15 protein-coding genes are annotated in these 17,612 nt (G+C 56.9%); 4 read left to right on the plus strand and 11 right to left on the minus strand.

The features are described 5' to 3' along the window. Window positions 1-68 precede the first annotated feature (68 nt). Together scpA and ACR0I1_RS12695 are read right to left on the minus strand one after the other, a co-directional pair. Window positions 69-2,195 carry a methylmalonyl-CoA mutase gene (scpA, locus tag ACR0I1_RS12690; RefSeq protein ID WP_170512325.1) on the minus strand — a complete coding sequence of 709 codons (2,127 nt, stop codon included), beginning with the start codon at window positions 2,193-2,195 and terminating at the stop codon, window positions 69-71. Beyond that, on the minus strand, window positions 2,192-3,007 hold the full coding sequence (locus tag ACR0I1_RS12695) for a hypothetical protein (RefSeq protein WP_170594698.1): 816 nt from the start codon (window positions 3,005-3,007) through the stop codon (window positions 2,192-2,194). The genes scpA and ACR0I1_RS12695 overlap by 4 nt, the downstream gene beginning before the upstream one ends. A gap of 170 nt (window positions 3,008-3,177) precedes the next feature. Here ACR0I1_RS12695 and ACR0I1_RS12700 point away from each other — a divergent pair, with 170 nt between their 5' ends. Beyond that, on the plus strand, window positions 3,178-3,624 hold the full coding sequence (locus ACR0I1_RS12700; protein ID WP_170512329.1) for a DUF4174 domain-containing protein: 447 nt from the start codon (window positions 3,178-3,180) through the stop codon (window positions 3,622-3,624). Window positions 3,625-3,700: 76 nt separating this feature from the next. On the opposite strand, the gene ACR0I1_RS12705 is transcribed toward ACR0I1_RS12700, so the two are convergent. Beyond that, window positions 3,701-5,746, minus strand: a complete 2,046-nt coding sequence (locus ACR0I1_RS12705; protein WP_223116801.1) for an acetyl-CoA carboxylase biotin carboxylase subunit — start codon at window positions 5,744-5,746, stop codon at window positions 3,701-3,703. Window positions 5,747-5,863: 117 nt separating this feature from the next. After that, window positions 5,864-6,067, minus strand: a complete 204-nt coding sequence (locus tag ACR0I1_RS12710) for a hypothetical protein (protein WP_170392147.1) — start codon at window positions 6,065-6,067, stop codon at window positions 5,864-5,866. Between the two features lie 650 nt (window positions 6,068-6,717). On the opposite strand from ACR0I1_RS12710, the gene ACR0I1_RS12715 reads away from it, so the two are divergent. Continuing rightward, window positions 6,718-7,869 carry a DcaP family trimeric outer membrane transporter gene (locus tag ACR0I1_RS12715; protein WP_170563885.1) on the plus strand — a complete coding sequence of 384 codons (1,152 nt, stop codon included), beginning with the start codon at window positions 6,718-6,720 and terminating at the stop codon, window positions 7,867-7,869. 86 nt (window positions 7,870-7,955) lie between these two features. On the opposite strand, the gene ACR0I1_RS12720 is transcribed toward ACR0I1_RS12715, so the two are convergent. The 3 genes from ACR0I1_RS12720 to ACR0I1_RS12730 form a co-directional block, all read right to left on the minus strand. Then, window positions 7,956-8,309, minus strand: coding sequence for a hypothetical protein (locus ACR0I1_RS12720; protein ID WP_170392151.1), 354 nt, complete (start codon window positions 8,307-8,309; stop codon window positions 7,956-7,958). A 136-nt stretch (window positions 8,310-8,445) separates the two neighbouring features. After that, the gene (locus ACR0I1_RS12725) at window positions 8,446-8,925 is read right to left on the minus strand and encodes a DUF6497 family protein (protein WP_480562390.1); all 480 of its coding nucleotides are present in this window, start codon (window positions 8,923-8,925) and stop codon (window positions 8,446-8,448) included. Window positions 8,926-8,953: 28 nt separating this feature from the next. Continuing rightward, window positions 8,954-10,486, minus strand: a complete 1,533-nt coding sequence (locus tag ACR0I1_RS12730) for an acyl-CoA carboxylase subunit beta (protein ID WP_170392153.1) — start codon at window positions 10,484-10,486, stop codon at window positions 8,954-8,956. Window positions 10,487-10,667: 181 nt separating this feature from the next. Between ACR0I1_RS12730 and ACR0I1_RS12735 the strand changes: the two genes are divergently transcribed. Together ACR0I1_RS12735 and ACR0I1_RS12740 are read left to right on the plus strand one after the other, a co-directional pair. Next, window positions 10,668-11,873, plus strand: a complete 1,206-nt coding sequence (locus ACR0I1_RS12735; protein ID WP_480706756.1) for a multidrug effflux MFS transporter — start codon at window positions 10,668-10,670, stop codon at window positions 11,871-11,873. 64 nt (window positions 11,874-11,937) lie between these two features. After that, window positions 11,938-13,338, plus strand: a complete 1,401-nt coding sequence (locus ACR0I1_RS12740; RefSeq protein WP_170392156.1) for a helix-turn-helix transcriptional regulator — start codon at window positions 11,938-11,940, stop codon at window positions 13,336-13,338. Window positions 13,339-13,394: 56 nt separating this feature from the next. Here ACR0I1_RS12740 and ACR0I1_RS12745 read toward each other — a convergent pair whose 3' ends face one another. From ACR0I1_RS12745 to betI, 4 genes are all read right to left on the minus strand, one after another. After that, window positions 13,395-13,634: an HP1242/YdcH family protein gene (locus ACR0I1_RS12745; RefSeq protein ID WP_170392158.1), complete on the minus strand. Its 240-nt coding sequence runs from the start codon at window positions 13,632-13,634 to the stop codon at window positions 13,395-13,397. Window positions 13,635-13,767: 133 nt separating this feature from the next. After that, window positions 13,768-15,426 (minus strand): choline dehydrogenase, encoded by a 1,659-nt coding sequence (betA, locus tag ACR0I1_RS12750; protein ID WP_480706759.1) that lies wholly within the window; start codon window positions 15,424-15,426, stop codon window positions 13,768-13,770. An 88-nt stretch (window positions 15,427-15,514) separates the two neighbouring features. Further along, entirely contained in the window at window positions 15,515-17,023 is a 1,509-nt protein-coding gene (gene betC / locus ACR0I1_RS12755; RefSeq protein WP_480706761.1) for a choline-sulfatase, read from the minus strand. After that, entirely contained in the window at window positions 17,020-17,592 is a 573-nt protein-coding gene (betI, locus tag ACR0I1_RS12760; RefSeq protein ID WP_170392164.1) for a choline-binding transcriptional repressor BetI, read from the minus strand. The genes betC and betI overlap by 4 nt, the downstream gene beginning before the upstream one ends. Window positions 17,593-17,612 lie beyond the last annotated feature (20 nt).

Raw genomic sequence — 17,612 nt, forward strand, 5'->3', positions numbered from 1 at the left:
TGGTCGCATGTTTTCCGCAAAGGGGCGAAATCACAAGATTTTTCGTACGAAAAATCTTGGCGCCGGCGTCAGGTTTTGGCTTCGCCGATCAAACGCAAGATGTCTTGTGCCGCTTCAGGGATGTTCGTTCCCGGACCAAAGATCGCCTTCACACCGTGATCGTAAAGGAACTGGTAATCCTGTTGCGGAATGACCCCACCGCAGATGACTATGATGTCCTCAGCCCCCGCCTTTTTCAGTTCCTCAACCAACTGAGGCGCCAATGTCTTATGCCCCGCAGCCTGCGAAGAGATCCCAATCACATGCACATCATTGTCCACCGCGTCCTGTGCGGCTTCTGCAGGCGTCTGGAACAGAGGGCCGACATCCACATCAAACCCGATATCGGCAAAGGCAGTGGCAATCACCTTGGCCCCTCGATCGTGGCCGTCCTGCCCCATCTTGACCACCAGCAGACGCGGGCGACGCCCCTCGGCCTCGGCGAATTCTTCTATGGAATTCTGAATCGCGGCAAAACCTTCGTCACCCTCATAGGCCGCCCCATAAACACCGGCCAGGGTCTTCACTTCGGCGCGGTGACGACCGAACTCTTTCTCCATTGCCATGCTGATCTCTCCTACGGATGCGCGGGCTCGAGCGGCCTCGACGGCGGCGGCCAGCAGGTTACCTCCCTCGCGGGCGGTTGTTGTCAGGGCGTCCAGTGCCTGTTGGCAAGCCGCCTCGTCGCGCGTTGCACGGATACGCTCCAGCCGCGCGACCTGAGCTTCGCGCACGGCCACGTTATCGACGTCCAGAATATCGATCGGGTCTTCTTGCTCTTTGCGATACTTGTTGACACCAACGATGACCTCTTCGCCCCGGTCGATCATGGCCTGACGGCGCGCAGCGCTTTCCTCGATCCGCAGCTTGGGCATGCCACTGGCAACGGCCTTGGTCATACCGCCCATTTCCTCGACCTCTTCCATAAGAGCCCAGGCTTTTTCGACCAACTCGTTGGTCAGGCTTTCGACGTAGTAAGAGCCCGCCAGCGGATCGACCACATCGGTCACGCCGGTTTCCTCTTGCAACACCAGTTGCGTGTTTCGCGCGATACGTGCCGAGAAATCGGTTGGCAGCGCGATCGCCTCGTCCAGTGCGTTGGTATGCAGTGACTGTGTGCCGCCCAGAACCGCGCTCATGGCCTCATAGGCAGTGCGGACCACGTTGTTATAGGGGTCCTGTTCCTGCAGCGACACGCCCGAGGTCTGGCAATGAGTTCGCAGCATTTTCGACCGTTCGGATTTCGCCCCGAACTCGGTCATTACCCGATGCCAAAGGGTGCGCGCAGCGCGTAGTTTGGCGATCTCCATGAAGAAATTCATGCCGATGGCAAAGAAGAACGACAGACGACCCGCGAACTTGTCCACGTCCATGCCTGATTCCGTCGCTGCGCGCACATATTCGCGCCCGTCGGCCAGCGTATAAGCCAGTTCCTGCACCAGGTTCGCCCCGGCCTCTTGCATGTGATAGCCGGAGATCGAGATCGAGTTGAACTTGGGCATCTCATTCGAAGTGTAATCGATGATGTCCGAGATGATCTTCATCGAAGGCTCGGGCGGGTAGATATAGGTGTTACGCACCATAAACTCTTTCAGAATGTCGTTCTGAATGGTGCCCGAGAGCACGGCCTTGTCATGCCCCTGCTCTTCACCTGCAACGATGAAGCTGGCCAGAACCGGGATCACCGCCCCGTTCATCGTCATTGAGACCGAAACCTTGTCCAGCGGGATACCGTCGAACAGGATTTTCATATCCTCAACGCTGTCGATGGCCACACCGGCCTTGCCGACATCGCCCACCACACGGGGATGGTCACTGTCATACCCCCGGTGAGTCGCCAGATCGAAGGCGACCGAGACACCTTGCTGGCCGGCTGCCAGATTGCGGCGGTAAAATGCATTCGATTCTTCAGCCGTCGAGAAGCCTGCATATTGACGGATCGTCCAAGGGCGCCCCGCATACATCGTCGCTTTTACGCCGCGCGTAAACGGACCGAAGCCCGGAAGCGAGCCCATATGCGGCAGATCAGCCGTGTCTTCCTGAGTATAAAGCGGTTTGACGTCGATGCCTTCCAGCGTCTCTTTGGTCAGATCGCCCAAAGGTCGGCCGCGCAGCTCTTTTTCAGCCAGCACCTGCCAGTCGTTGGTGTCGGTCATGTCGATTTCCTCTGTTCAATTCTGGTTTCGGCGGGGGCGACCCCGCGTGCATTGCTATCTGTCCGGCAGATCAGTTCAGCCCTCCCATCGGCGCCCGAGGCAAGCCATTCCAGATCATCGGCATAATCAGCCCAAAGCTGCATCGCCTGTTCAGCGGTCAGACCATGGGGCGTGGGTTTGGGCGCAGCATTCAACGCAAGGCCATCGCTGAATTCGGGCGCGGTGCGACCCGTCAGCGCCTGAAGCTGCGCCTGTTGATGACCCGCAAATTCCTCAAACGGCAAAACGAGCAATGGGACGCCCGGGAAGGCGTGGCTAATATCGGTGATGACGTCTCGCCAGCTCCGCTTGCTTTGCGCGATGCGGGTCCACTTTGTGGGCTCTATTGGGGCGCTGCCACGTTTGAACTTATAGGCGGCCACGGAAGACCAATACATATCCAACGCGCGGATATTCAAAGCAATTTTAGTGACTCTTCCATCAAATGCCCTTGCCAAAAGCTGCCCACGTTCCTGCATACCTGGATAGAGCGAGGCAAAGGCAATATTGCGCTCCATTGAGCCCACGAAATTCTCTTGGCTGACCAATAGCTGCGTCGCGCCGTCTTGCTGACATACGTCCAACTCGCGGCGTAATCCATCACAGACCTCAGGCGTCAGTTTATTCAAGCTGTTGAGGCCATTGGAGCGTGTTCGCTCCGGCCCCCAATACGCCAGACCTTGATCTGCAAGGACCTGCACGTTCCGGCTCAGATAGTTCTGGAAACTGGTGCTTGCACATCGATGTGCACCGCAATGCAGGATCACTTCCATCGGCCTACTCTCCCCACACGAAGGCCGCGGGAACGGCGCATTTTGTAGGCAAATTGATAAATACGCATGGGTGGGTGCGGCGTCCACGAAGCAAATTTTTGGTGATCACACGCATTTCGTCAGTCGCATTCGCCCCAGCAGAGGCTATATTCATCACAACAGGAGGCCTCATGACACGCACGCTTGCCTTTGTTTTCTCGGCACTATTCCCGTTGGCCGCCTTGGCCGCCGACGCGACTGCCCCTGCGAATGACAGCTTTGTTCGTCCAGTAGCTGACAGCGATCTAAGCGATTTTCTCTGGACGCATCGCCCGATCGTCGTTTTTGCCGATACCCCGGCAGACCCAAGATTCCAGCAACAGATTGACATGTTACTCGAAGGCGAGGACGCAATGCGGGATCGCGACGTGATTGTCTTGACCGATACTGATCCGGCGGCGCGATCATCGATCCGATCAAAACTGCGACCACGTGGATTCCAGATGGTGTTTGTCGACAAGGATGGTGTCGTCAAACTGCGCAAACCCAGCCCATGGAGCGTGCGTGAGATTGGCCGATCCATTGACAAGACGCCTTTGCGCGAGCGCGAAATCCGCGAACGACGTGAGGGCGGCTGAGCACCTGCGACATGCCTCAAGATCCCGGCGGAAGCCGCTGGGAACCTTGAAAGATATGTCGCAGGTGCGCGCATCATCACTCGAACTCGATGATCACATCGTCAACGGCCAGACTGTCGCCGGGGCCCGCGTTGATCTTGGAGACAACGCCCTTTTTCTCGGCGCGCAGGATGTTCTCCATCTTCATCGCCTCAACGGTACAAAGTGCCTGACCTTCCTGCACCTCCTGACCTACTTCCACATCAATCTTCACGATCAAGCCCGGCATTGGGCAGAGCAGCATTTTCGATGTATCAGGCGGCAGCTTCTCGGGCATCAGGCGGGCCAGTTCGGCCTGACGCGGGGTGCGCACATGTACCTTGAGGTCAGCCCCTCGGTTTCGGATACGGAACCCGCCCGATATCTTTCCAACCTTCAAGACCAACGGGCTGCCATCCACGTCCAACACCGCAAGTTGGTCACCCGGCGTCCAGTCAGAGGACACACGCAGAGCTGACCCGTCTTTGAATTTGACAGTCGCGCCCTGTTTGTCAGCCTTAACCTTGACGCTGAAATCCTGCCCTTGCAGAGCGACATTCCAACGTTTGCCGACTTTCCGTTCATGGTTGTCCATCCGGCCCGATACGCGGGTGCGACGGATTTCGGCAACCCGGTGCATGGCAGCGCACGAGGCTGCGATACGGCGCAAATCCTCTTCGGGAAGGTCGACGCCTTCGAACCCGTCCGGATACTCCTCGGCGATGAAAGCGGTCGTCATGTCACCACTTACAAATTTCGGGTGATCCATGACCGCTGACAGGAATGGCAAGTTGTGACCGATGCCTTCGACTTCGAAACTGTCCAGCGCCACGCGCATGGCTTCAATCGCCTGTTCGCGGGTCGGTGCCCAAGTACACAGCTTGGCGATCATCGGGTCGTAATACATGCTGATCTCGCCGCCCTCATAGACGCCGGTATCGTTACGCACAGCGCTATCCCCTTTAGGCGCATCACCTTGCCATTTGTCATTCACAAGCAGCGGGCCGGCTGCGACCTCCTGCGGCGGGCGATAACGGGTAAGGCGGCCAATCGAGGGCAAGAAGCCACGATACGGGTCCTCTGCATAAAGACGGTTTTCAATCGCCCAGCCTGTCAGGGTGACGTCATCCTGCGTGATCGACAGTTTTTCACCAGCGGCCACACGGATCATCTGTTCGACAAGATCGACACCAGTGATCAGTTCGGTCACCGGGTGTTCCACCTGCAGGCGGGTGTTCATTTCGAGGAAGTAGAAGTTCTTTTCGCCATCCACGATGAATTCCACCGTACCGGCACTGGCATAGTCCACCGCTTTGGCAAGCGCGACGGCCTGTTCGCCCATCGCCTTACGGGTTTCGGGGTCAAGAAAGGGCGATGGCGCCTCTTCCACAACTTTCTGGTTCCGGCGCTGGATCGAGCATTCGCGTTCCCCGAGAAAGATGCCATTGCCGTGACTGTCACAGAGCACCTGAATCTCGATATGGCGCGGCTGAGTCACGAATTTCTCGATGAAAATCCGGTCGTCGCCGAAGGAGTTCGCGGCCTCGTTCTTGGATGACTGGAAACCTTCCCGCGCCTCTTCGTCATTCCACGCAATCCGCATGCCCTTGCCACCGCCGCCTGCGCTGGCCTTGATCATCACCGGATAGCCAATGTCGTTCGAAATCTTCACCGCCTCATCGGCGTCTTCGATCAGGCCCATGTAACCGGGCACCGTCGAAACCCCGGCCTCCTGCGCGATCTTCTTCGAGGTGATCTTGTCCCCCATGCTTTCGATCGCACCGACCGGGGGGCCGACAAAGGCGACGCCTTCGGCATCCAGCGCCTCGGCGAATTTGGAGTTCTCGGACAGAAAGCCATAACCGGGGTGGACCGCCTGCGCGCCGCTTTTACGGATGGCATCCATCACCTTGTCGATGACGATGTATGACTGGTTGGCGGGCGGCGGGCCGATATGCACGGCCTCATCCGCCATTGAAACATGCAGGGCGTTCTTGTCAGCATCTGAATAGATGGCAACCGTGCCAATGCCCATCTTGCGGGCGGTCTTGATGACCCGGCAGGCAATCTCGCCCCGGTTTGCGATCAGGATCTTGTTGAACATGGAACGTCCTTTGGCTTGATGTTCTGGAAACGCAAAACGCCGCCGCGGGGCGTTGACCCCACGACGGCGTGATACGCAATGACGGACGGGACTTTTCCAGCCCCGTTAAATTCAGCTTTAGTTACAGTTGTTCTGGGTCTTGCAGTAAAGCACGTTGCCCGCAGCCCCAACTGCCGCCCCAAGCAGCGGATCTGCACTGAGGACCGCCGCCCCCAGAGCCCCCGCACCGCCGCCAAGGATCGCCTGTTCGCCGGTCGAGCCACCGCAGGCCGCCAAACCCGCGCAGGTTGCCAACGCAAGGGAAATTCGTTTGATTCGCATGGTTTCTGCCCTTCTAGATTTTTTGCAGTCTTTGAGAGCAGATGCCGATTTCGCGCCTTGTTATGCAATAACACGGACCTCAAACTTGCGAATTGCGCAGGTTTTTGCCGCTTTTTGTCCAATCCTGACAAAAAGAAAACCGCGGACAGAACTCTGTGGGGAACACAAGCCTGCCCGCGGAAGGAAGGGGTACGGAATAGTAGGTGCTTGTGCGACGCAGGCAAAGTAGAGCCGCACGGCCCAATCACTGTGCACAGCACAATTCTGGCCGCCAACCAGTTATTGTTTCCATCTGAGATTCCGGCTGAAACCTGCCCATCCAGCGCGGCACCACGCAGATTTGCGCCGACGTCGTAATCGCCCGGACAGCGACGACTACGTCTGAAATCCGTCACGTTCCTGTTACAAATCGAAGACTTGTAGCGAGGCAGTGCGCGAGGCACCTCACGCAACATCACTACAAACTCACGCAAAAATCCTTCCGGTGACAGTAACTTAGATTCCGGTTTCACCGCAGCGTGAAACGTCACATGTCTACCGACACTTTTGCTTGAAAAATTGAGAGCATCTTCTCTCAACTTGGTGATTTCCCAAGAATTCAGTTGCGTGGAACGGTGCCCCTGCACACTCGCACACAAGGAACTATCCATATGATAACAAAGGGTAAAACTGCTAGCCTGCTTGCTGCCAGCGCGCTTTCCGTGACCGGTATGCAAGCCTTGGCGCAAGATGCACAAACTCAGGCTGAACTGGATGCACTGCGCGCCCGGGTCGAAGCGCTGGAATCCTCCAATCCCGGGTCTGGCACTGGGGATCTGCAGATCGGCAACACCACTCTGGACGTCTACGGTTATGTCAAAGCCGACTTCTTCTATGACTTCGAATACGATCAGGGCGACACCGCATTCGTAAACGTGATTGGTGAACCCTCGGCCGAGACAGATGGTACGTTTGGCGCCACAGTCCGTCAGTCTCGTATCGGGCTGCGCACCAGCACGCCTTCGGGAATCGGTGACATTCAGGGCCAGATCGAAGTCGATGCCTTCGGCTCGGACGGAACCGCCGAATTCCGAATTCGTCATGCCAATATCCGAATTGGGGAACAATGGCTGATCGGACAATACTGGACCAATTTCCAACCTCTGGACACCTACCCGACCTCGGTGGAATTTAACGGGCCGGTCGGGATCGCTTTCGCGCGCGTACCGCAGGTGCGCTACACCAACAATATCGGATCGAATACCACCTTCGCCGTTTCCGTTGAAGAAAACGTCGGCGGCTCGGATTCGGATGATCCTGTGCTGACTGGTTCGGTCGAATACAACGATGGCAAATACATCGCTCGTGCCTCGGCGCTCTACGGCAAGGCGCAATCCGGCGACGTCGAGGTCGATCAGACCGGTTTCTCTTTGTCGGGCTCGATCCGACCGTGGGAAGGTGGGTTGTTCCAGGTCAACTATGTCAACGGCGAGGCACTTGGCCCCTACCTGATCGGCTTGGGCGACGCAGTCGTCGGGGGTCAGGCCAACGATGTTGATGGCTACACCATCGAATTCCGTCAGGACCTGAGTTCCAAATGGAACGTCGGCATCGCCTATGGCAAGGAAGACTACGACCTGCCTACATCGACCGGTACTTTGTCGTTCACCGAGCTTGAGACGATCCACGTCAATGCCTTTTACAAGGCGACAGACAACCTGACGCTCAGCGCCGAATACATCTATGGCGAGCGGAACGACACAATTTCCGGCGACACATTCGACGGCAATCGTGTCCAGTTGGCCGCGCAACTCAACTTCTGATGAAAACAGCCTACCCTGCCCATTAGCGGGCAGGGTTCCAGTGTCACTGATCATCTGAGTGTTATGTGCGGCAGCACCGGTCACAATCAGCGCACTCCGTCGAACACGTCAGGGAAAGATTGGCGCGCGGCGTCCAGATTGATCACCAGCAGAGCATCGTAGCTTGCAGGATCAAACGGGTCTTCGGCGGCGACAACCTCACGCCCGAACAGCCAACTTAGACGGCCCGCGTCCAGATTGCCTCGCTCAAAGGGCTGATCACCAAAATGCGCCCATAACGCCTCGATAAACGCGACATCTGCGCGCTTATCGGCGGGTTTGCGATCGCGAAAGCGTTCTCGCTGGGTCAGCGGCGTAACGCCCTTGGGATTGGCCCGCCGAATGGTGAACTGGAAGTCTGTTCCGGGCAAACGTCCGGGGAAACCGCGATGTTTCAGCATTGCGAAACCTCAACGGACAAGTTCCAGATATGGCAGGCCATCGGACATGCCTGCGGGATTGAAGTGATCATGCGAACCTCCAGAGCTGCATCACTGTATCGGGACACTCTGAGACTGTGACATTGTTGGTTCATGGTCAGAGCCCCTCCCAGATACACCGGGATTGATCCAGCCGGTAGGCTTCGAAGAACTGCGTTGCGTCAGGTTCGGAGGTGCCGAACGCTACCGGTCTGTCCGAAAACGAAATCACAATCCGGGCAGGCTGCAATTCGTGCTGGGCCACGTAAGGCACCGCCAGTGTTTCACACAAATGCTCCATGTCGACTACGGCGACATCATATGTGATACGACCTGCAGTCGATCCGATCTTGGGTGCAATGAACCTAAACCGCACCCAAAGCTCACCCGGATTGGTGTCCAGAAGCACATCGCTAAGCTCGACCGGTTGACCCGATGGCACGGGCAGCAGGTTTGAGGCCAGCGCCGAACCTACTCCGACCAGCAACGTAATAACCCCGGCGCATCCCCGGATCCGCCAGCGGCGGCCTCCTTCCTCCGGGGGAGCGTGCAGAGTGGTTGCAACCTGCACGGTCTTATGTCCGGTCAATCGGGGCATTTACGGCTCGGGCCTCCTCGGCGGGCATTTACAGCGGGATATTGTCGTGCTTTTTCCAAGGGTTCTTCAGTTGCTTGCCGCGCAGGCTCGCAAATGCACGTGATACACGGCGGCGGGTCGATTGTGGCATGATCACCTCGTCGATAAAGCCGCGCTCGGCCGCAACGAAGGGATTTGCGAACCGGTCCTCATAGTCCTGAGTGTGTTGCGCGATCTTATCGGAATCGCCGAGATCGGCGCGGTGGATGATTTCGGTCGCGCCCTTTGCACCCATCACCGCGATCTCAGCCGTGGGCCAGGCATAGTTGAAATCGCCGCGCAGGTGTTTCGACGCCATCACATCATACGCACCACCATAAGCTTTACGCGTGATCACCGTAACCTTCGGAACCGTTGCCTCACCATAGGCAAACAACAGCTTCGCACCATGTTTGATCACGCCGCCATATTCCTGCGACGTCCCCGGCAGAAAGCCCGGCACATCTACCAGCGTCAGGATCGGGATTTCAAAGCAATCACAGAACCGCACGAACCGGGCCGCTTTTCGGGAACTATCGATGTCCAAACATCCTGCCAATACCATGGGTTGGTTGGCCACGACGCCCACGGTCTGCCCCTCAAGCCGGATAAAACCGGTGATGATGTTCTTAGCGTAGTCTTCCTGAATCTCGTAAAAATCACCCTCATCCGCCACTTTGGTGATCAGTTCCTTCATGTCGTACGGCGTGTTCGGATTGTCCGGGATCAGCGTATCCAGCGATGTCTCGACCCGGTCAGGGCTGTCAAAAAACGGACGAACCGGCGGTTTCTCGCGATTGTTGAGCGGAAGGAAGTCGACAAGACGGCGCACCTCGGCCAGCGCCTCCACATCGTTTTCAAACGCGCCATCAGCGACCGACGACTTTTTGGTGTGGGTTGAAGCCCCTCCCAGTTCCTCCGCCGTCACGACCTCATTGGTGACGGTCTTTACAACGTCTGGGCCGGTCACGAACATGTACGAGGTGTCTTTGACCATGAAGATGAAGTCGGTCATTGCAGGACTGTAAACCGCACCACCTGCGCACGGCCCCATAATCACGCTGATCTGCGGAACAACGCCTGAGGCCATGATATTACGCTGGAACACCTCAGCATATCCGGCCAATGAAGCGACGCCCTCCTGAATCCGCGCGCCGCCCGAGTCGTTGATCCCGATCACCGGCGCTCCGTTTTGAACTGCCATGTCCATGATCTTGCAAATCTTCTGCGCATGGGTTTCTGACAGAGAGCCACCGAATACGGTGAAGTCCTGGCTGAAGACGTAGACCATTCGACCATTGATCGTACCCCAGCCTGTGACCACCCCATCACCAGCAGGCTTTTGTTTCTCCATCCCGAAATCAGTGCAGCGATGGCTGACAAACATGTCAAACTCTTCAAAGCTGCCTTCGTCTACCAGCAACTCGATCCGTTCGCGTGCCGTCAGCTTTCCGCGGGCGTGTTGCGAGTCGATGCGTTTTTGCCCGCCACCCAATCGCGCGTTGTTGCGACGGCCTTCGAGCTCGGAAAGGATGTCTTTCATGTCGGTAGTCTCCCAAGAGAATTTGCGCGACCATAACGAGTTGGGATCGGCGGCCAAAGAAGTTTTCGGCAAATTTGCAAATATTTGGCAACACTATTTGAGATAACTGCAAATTTGTTAATTAACACAACAAGCCAAACTGCCGATGGCATTTCCTGCGATCAGGGTCTAAAGGTAAACCATGCAGTTCAGTTCACCCTCTGTCAGCCGCACGCCCCCCACGCTTGCAACACTCGTTTTGTTGTCAGGATTGTCGGCACTGAGCATGAATCTGTATCTGCCCAGCCTTCCCTTTATGGCGACGTATTTTCAGACTGATTACAAGGTGATGCAGCTTTCGATCGCGCTTTATCTTCTGGTCAACGCGGCACTGCAAATCTTAATAGGACCCATTGCCGATAAGGCCGGACGTCGGCCTGTACTGCTGTGGGGACTCGCCCTTTTTCTGCTTGCAACGCTGGGGTGTATATACGCCCCAAATGTCGAGACCTTTCTGGCCTTCAGAATGTTTCAGGCCGTCATTGTCGTTGGTATTGTCTTAAGTCGTGCGGCTGTGCGGGACATGTACGAACAGGACCAGGCTGCTTCGATGCTCGGATATGTCACCATGGGGATGGCAGTCGTCCCGATGATCGGCCCTGCTGTCGGCGGGCTTCTCGAAGAAACTTTTGGCTGGAAAGCCAATTTCTGGCTACCCTTTGCCCTTGCGGCGCTAGCGCTGGTGCTGACCTACCAAGATTTTGGCGAAACCGCCGCCGCAAGCGGCAAAACACTGATGCAGCAATTTCGCGAATATCCTGAATTGCTGAAATCGCCCCGCTTCTGGGGCTATTCCCTGTCCTCAGCTTTCTCTTCAGGCGCGTTCTTTGCCTATCTCGGGGGCGCACCCTATATCGGGACCGAAGTTTTCGGCATGACAGCCGCCGAGGTCGGCATCTACTTTGGCGCGCCTGCGATTGGCTATTTCTTCGGTAACTTCATCAGCGGTCGATTCTCGGTTCGCTTCGGCGTCAACCGAATGGTGCGTTGGGGATGCTGGCTGAATGCAATTGGCGTGGCCCTATCAGCTTTGTTGTTCCTAGTGGATTTGGGAACGGCGCTCAGCTTCTTTGGCCTGATGACCTTCGTCGGGTTGGGTAACGGCATGGCGATCCCGAATGCGACTGCCGGATCGCTTTCGGTCCGCCCGCATCTGGCGGCCACAGCATCTGGCCTGAGCGGTGCAATCATGTTGGGCGGCGGCGCGGCACTCAGCGCATTGGCAGGCGCATTGCTGACGCATGAGACAGGCGCGATGCCTCTGCTTTGGCTGATGCTGGCAACCGCCGCCCTGGCAATCTGCGCGATCAGCGTTGTTATCTGGCGCGAACGGCAATTGGGTCTGTAGACGGCTTGCGCGAAAGGGTTTGCAAAGTTAGCCTGCAGATTCAGTAAAGCTGCAAAGAACCGCCATGGCCACTCAGAAACTATACGCTGGCGCCAAGCTGCGCGAAATGCGCACACGCCTGACCCTCACGCAGAAGGATTTCGCCGCAAAACTGGGCGTTTCACTGCCCTATTTGAACCAGATGGAGAATAACAACCGGCCGATCTCGACAACCGTTGTTCTGGCACTGGCGCAAGAGTTTGGTATGGATGTGACCGAACTCAGCACAGGGGATAGCGAACGATTGGTTTCGGACATGCGCGAAGCACTGGCCGATCCGGTGTTCGCCGAAACGGCGCCCCCTCTGGCTGATCTCAGGCTCACCGCTTCAAATGCGCCCGCGCTTGCACGCGCGTTCATCGAGTTACACCGCGCCTATCGCCAGACCCATGAACGCCTCGCCTCGCTCGACGAGGCATTGGGCCGCGAGGATGCCCGTATTCAGGCCAGCCCTTGGGAAGAGGTGCGCGATTTCTTTCACTACTGCGACAATTATATTGACGCCGTTGACCGCGCCGCCGAACGCTTCGCCAGCCGTGCCGATGAAACCAGCGATATTCGGCAAGTCGCCCTGAACAGCCTGTCAGAACGCGGCATTCACGTCACTTTCGCCGACACAGAAACCTTACGCAGCTACAATGCTGGTGACAAAACCCTGCGCCTTTCCTCGCGCGCCGCACCACAAACGCAGGTCTTCCAACTATTGCTGCAGGTGGCGTTGATCAGTCAGGATAAGCTGCTTGAAGCAACGCTAGATTTCGCCCGTTTCCAAAGCGATGAGGCCCGCGCCATCGCCAAAATTGGCCTCGCCAACTATTTTGCCGGGGCTTCGCTGATGCCTTACGGCGCTTTCCTATCCGCAGCGCAGGACTATCGGCACGATTTGGAGCTGCTCAGCAACCGGTTCGGGGCGTCGATTGAACAGGTGGCGCACCGCCTGTCCACGCTACAGCGCCCCGGTGCAAAAGGAATTCCCTTCTTCTTCGTCCGCGTGGATCAGGCGGGCACAATCACTAAACGACATTCAGCCACGCGGCTTCAATTCGCCCGCTTCGGCGGCGCCTGCCCACTCTGGAATGTCCACCGGGCATTCGAGACCCCGGGTCATTTCCTGCAACAGCTAGCCGAGACACCGGATGGCGTCCGCTATATCTCATTGGCACGTGATGTTTCAAAATCCGGGGGCTCGTTCGGTGCTCCTGTCCGCCGCTACGCCATCGCCTTGGGATGTGAGGTTCGTCATGCCGAAGCATTGGTCTACGCCGATAATCTCGACATAAACAACGCGAGCGCTTACGAGCCCATCGGCATATCATGTCGCATATGCGAGCGCCAAACCTGCCACCAAAGATCAGTCCCACCGTTAGAGCGCCGCCTGACCATCGACGCCCATAGCCGCGGCACCCTGCCTTATGAGGTCACCTGATCTTCGCCTGGCCATATATATCCTGCGAGTCCGGGGGCAGAGCCCCCGCCTAATCCTCAGCTTTTTGACAAGATCGCCCAGATCTCGTCTTTGAGCGCCGCGCGTTTCTTCCGCAAATCAACCTCGGCCAATTCCTCCATCGGTTCGACGTTGGTTTCAGCCCGATGCACGGTGCGGTTGACCTCATGATACTCATCCGCAAGTCGGGCAAAATGCGCATCCGTTTGCTTGAGCTGACTCATCACTTCGAGCTTGTCGGGGAACTCTTCAGCCAGTTCATGCGGGGTATGAGACATCCAGTTGGCTCCTTGTTTCAGCGTTACATCCCAAGGCTAAACATGACTGTCGCACTCCGCTTTGACGCCGATCAAATTCCGAGCGCAATCATCCAGCTTTCAGGATAAATGCACGCCGTGGGTTTTGGATGTGTCAGCGCTGTGCCGTTGCCCATCTCGGACTTATCCAGGGTTGGTCGTTCGCTTTGGGCAGAGGGTCTTTCTGCAGCAAATGGTCCGACATCTTTTCACCCACCATGATCGACGGCGCGTTCAGATTGCCATTGGTGATTTGCGGGAAAATCGAGCTATCGGCGACGCGCAATCCATCCACCCCAATCACACGCCCCTGCGGGTCGACAACGGAATCCTTGTCATCCGCACGTCCCATGCGGCAAGTCCCGCAAGGGTGATAGGCGCTTTCGGCATGCTCGGCGATAAAGGCATCTAGCTCTTCGTCCGACTGAACCTCCGCCCCCGGTTGGATCTCTTTACCGGCAAAGGGTTTGAACGCCTGCTGTCCAAAGATCTCTCGGGTCAAGCGAATGCAGGTTCTGAAGTCTTCCCAATCCGCGTCATGGCTCATGTAGTTGAACCGGATCACCGGCGCGTCTTCGGCTTTGGCGGATCGCAGAGTCACAGCGCCGCGCGAGGGCGACCGCATTGGCCCCACATGCGCCTGGAATCCGTGCCCTTCGGCTGCCGCCTGCCCATCATAGCGAACCGCCATCGGCAGAAAATGATATTGTATGTCAGGATATTCCACACCCGGTTTCGAACGCACAAAGGCGGCGCTTTCAAACTGGTTCGATGCGCCAAGGCCTGTTTTGGTAAACAGCCATTGCGCTCCGATCATTCCTTTGCTGATCAGGTTCCAATGCTTGTAAAGCGTGATCGGCTGGATCGAGGCCTGCTGAATATAAAGCTCTAGGTGGTCCTGCAGATTGGCGCCGACGCCAGGGCGGTCGGCGACCACTTTGATACCGTGCTCAGCCAGGTGCGCCGCGGGTCCAACCCCCGAAAGCATCAGCAACTTAGGCGAATTGATAGACGAAGCCGCCAATACAACCTCGCGCCGCGCTGTGATCACTTCCCGTTTGCCACCCCGTATCAATTCGACCCCGGATGCGCGCCCAGATTCAATAATCACGCGCGCCGCAAGACCCCGGATGATTTCGCAGTTTTGCCGCTTGAGCGCTGGCCTAAGGTACGCATTCGCCGCCGACCAGCGCCGTCCTTTCCAGACGGTCTGCTCCATCGGCCCAAAACCTTCTTGTTTCTCACCGTTATAGTCGCCAGTGACCTCATATCCAGCCTGCTGACCTGCATCGACGAACGCCTTAAACAGCGGATTTTCACGAGGCCCTCGCGACACGTGCAGAGGTCCATCCGTGCCTCTCCAGGTGTGATCACCCCCATGGCCACCATCATGCCAGGTTTCCATGCGTTTGTAGTACGGCAGCACATCTGCGTAAGACCATCCATCTGCGCCCATCTCGGCCCAGGTGTCAAAATCTCGCGCGTGACCGCGCACATAGACCATGCCATTGATCGAAGAAGACCCTCCGATCACCTTGCCTCTGGGGCAAGCAAGTTGACGATTGTTCAGATGCGGTTCGGGCTCGGATTTGTAGCCCCAGTCATATCGCGACATATTCATCGGATAGCTTAGGGCGGCAGGCATTTGGATGAAGGGTCCAGCGTCAGTGCCGCCATGCTCGATCACCAGAACCGAGGCTCCGGCCTCACTCAGACGGTAAGCCATCGCGCAACCAGCAGAACCGGCGCCAACAATGACAAAATCTGCTTCCATATTCGTGTCTCCGTTCACCTTCGGGGCAAGATTTTTCGACGAAAAATCTCCGCACTTCCGACGGGTGCAATTTCAAAAATGTAAAGGATTACTCGCCACGCGGATAACGCTGGCTATCCTCGACATCGTTCAGGTCCATATGATTGCGCATGTACCGTTCAGACGCTTTCTGAAGAGGCTGATAGTCCCAAGGATAATAGCCACCCTGCCGTAATGCCTCATAAACCACCCAGCGCCGGGCTTGGCTGGCCCTCACATCGGCGTCAAAGCGATCCATATCCCATCGCGCCTCGGATTTAGCACGCAGTGTTTGCAAGGTGCCTGCATGTTCGGGCAGGCCAGCGAGATTTTCCATCTCATGCGGATCAGCCTCGAGATCGAACAGTTGATCGGGGTCCAATGTACAGCGATTGTATTTCCATTTGCCATAGCGCAGAGAGACTAAAGGAGCGTATGAGGCCTCGGCGGCATATTCCATTGCAACCGGCGCGGTTCGGTCTGTGCCCTTTGCCAAGGGAACAAGGTCTTCACCATCCGTCCAAGGCGAGATTTCAGCCATATCGACGCCCGCCAGCGTACCAAGCGTCGGTGTCACATCGATCGTCGAAACTGGTGTATCGATGCGACCAACTGGAAGATCGGGGGCCGAAATCATGAGCGGCACGCGGGAAGAGCCTTCGAAGAAAGTCATCTTGAACCACAACCCGCGCTCACCCAGCATGTCGCCGTGGTCGGACACGAACAGTATGATCGCCTCTTGACGCGTCGTTTCCAGAACCTCCAGTATCTCACCTATCTTGTCATCCAGATATGAGATATTGGCGAAATAGGCGCGACGGGATTTGCGAATATCCTCGGTCGTTATGTCGAAGCTGCGCCAATCATTGGCATCGAAAATACGTTTGGAATGCGGGTCCTGATTGTCATATCCCAGATCCGCGATCTGTGGCTCAAGATGCTCACAATCTTCATACAGATCCCAGTACTTGCGTCGCGCCACGTAAGGATCGTGTGGGTGCGTGAAGCTGACGGTCACACACCAGGGGCGATCATCCTTGCCGCGTGCAAGGTCATATAGCTTGGCCTTGGCGTTATAAGCGACCTCGTCATCATATTCCATCTGGTTGGAAATCTCGGCAATGCCTGCCCCAGTGACCGAGCCCATATTGTGATACCACCAGTCGATGCGCTCACCGGGTTTACGATAGTCCGGCGTCCAACCGAAATCTGCCGGGTAGATATCAGTGGTCAGACGATCTTCGAACCCGTGCAACTGGTCTGGGCCGACAAAGTGCATCTTGCCGGACAAGCAGGTGTAATATCCTGCACGACGAAGGTGGTGGGCATAGGTCGGGATATCGCTTCTAAACTCGGCGGCGTTGTCATAGACGCCAGTGCGCGATGGCAGTTGACCCGACATAAAGCTCGCACGTCCCGGAGCACAGAGCGGCGAGGCAGTGTATGCATTTGCGAAACGCGTTGATCTTGCCGCCAGCTTCTTCAGGTTCGGCGCATGCAACCATTCTGCAGGACCGTCGGGGAAGAGGGTCCCGTTGAGCTGATCCACCATCAGGATCAGAATATTCGGCTTTGTCATTTTTCGGCCTCTAGGAAAACTCTCAGTACCCGCAGCGCATGGGTGACTGCCCGCTGCGGCTCTTGTGGGGAATTCAGTGCAGAGTGGATGTACAACCCATCGATCAGCGCGATCATACCTTCGGCAGCCTCGCTCGGGTCACTCATATGTGGACGCAACGCATGGATCAGGTTCGAGCGGATGCGCGCCTGATAGATTTGCCAGAGCCTCAGCGCATCATCGTTGGTTTGCGCCAAAACATAAAAAGTCATCCAAGCTGCGATAACATCCGGTGTGAAACACGATGGCGCGAAACAGGCGCGAATGATGGCCTGTGCGCGCTCTTCCGGATCTGCCGTGCTGAGTTGTGCGCGCGCTTCAGATCCAAAATCCGTCAGGATACGCCGCATCGCGGCTAGGAATATCTGTTCTTTGCCCCCAAAGTAATGATGCGCCAATGCACTGGACATACCTGCGCGTTTGGCGATCTGGCTAACGGTGACATCAAGGGATTTTTGCGCGCCAAGCTCGGCGATCGTCGCCTTGACGATCGCGTCCCGCCGGATCGGCTCCATTCCGAGTTTTGGCATCTTCGCCTCTTCGCCATACC

This window comes from Ruegeria sp. B11 (assembly GCF_056539785.1).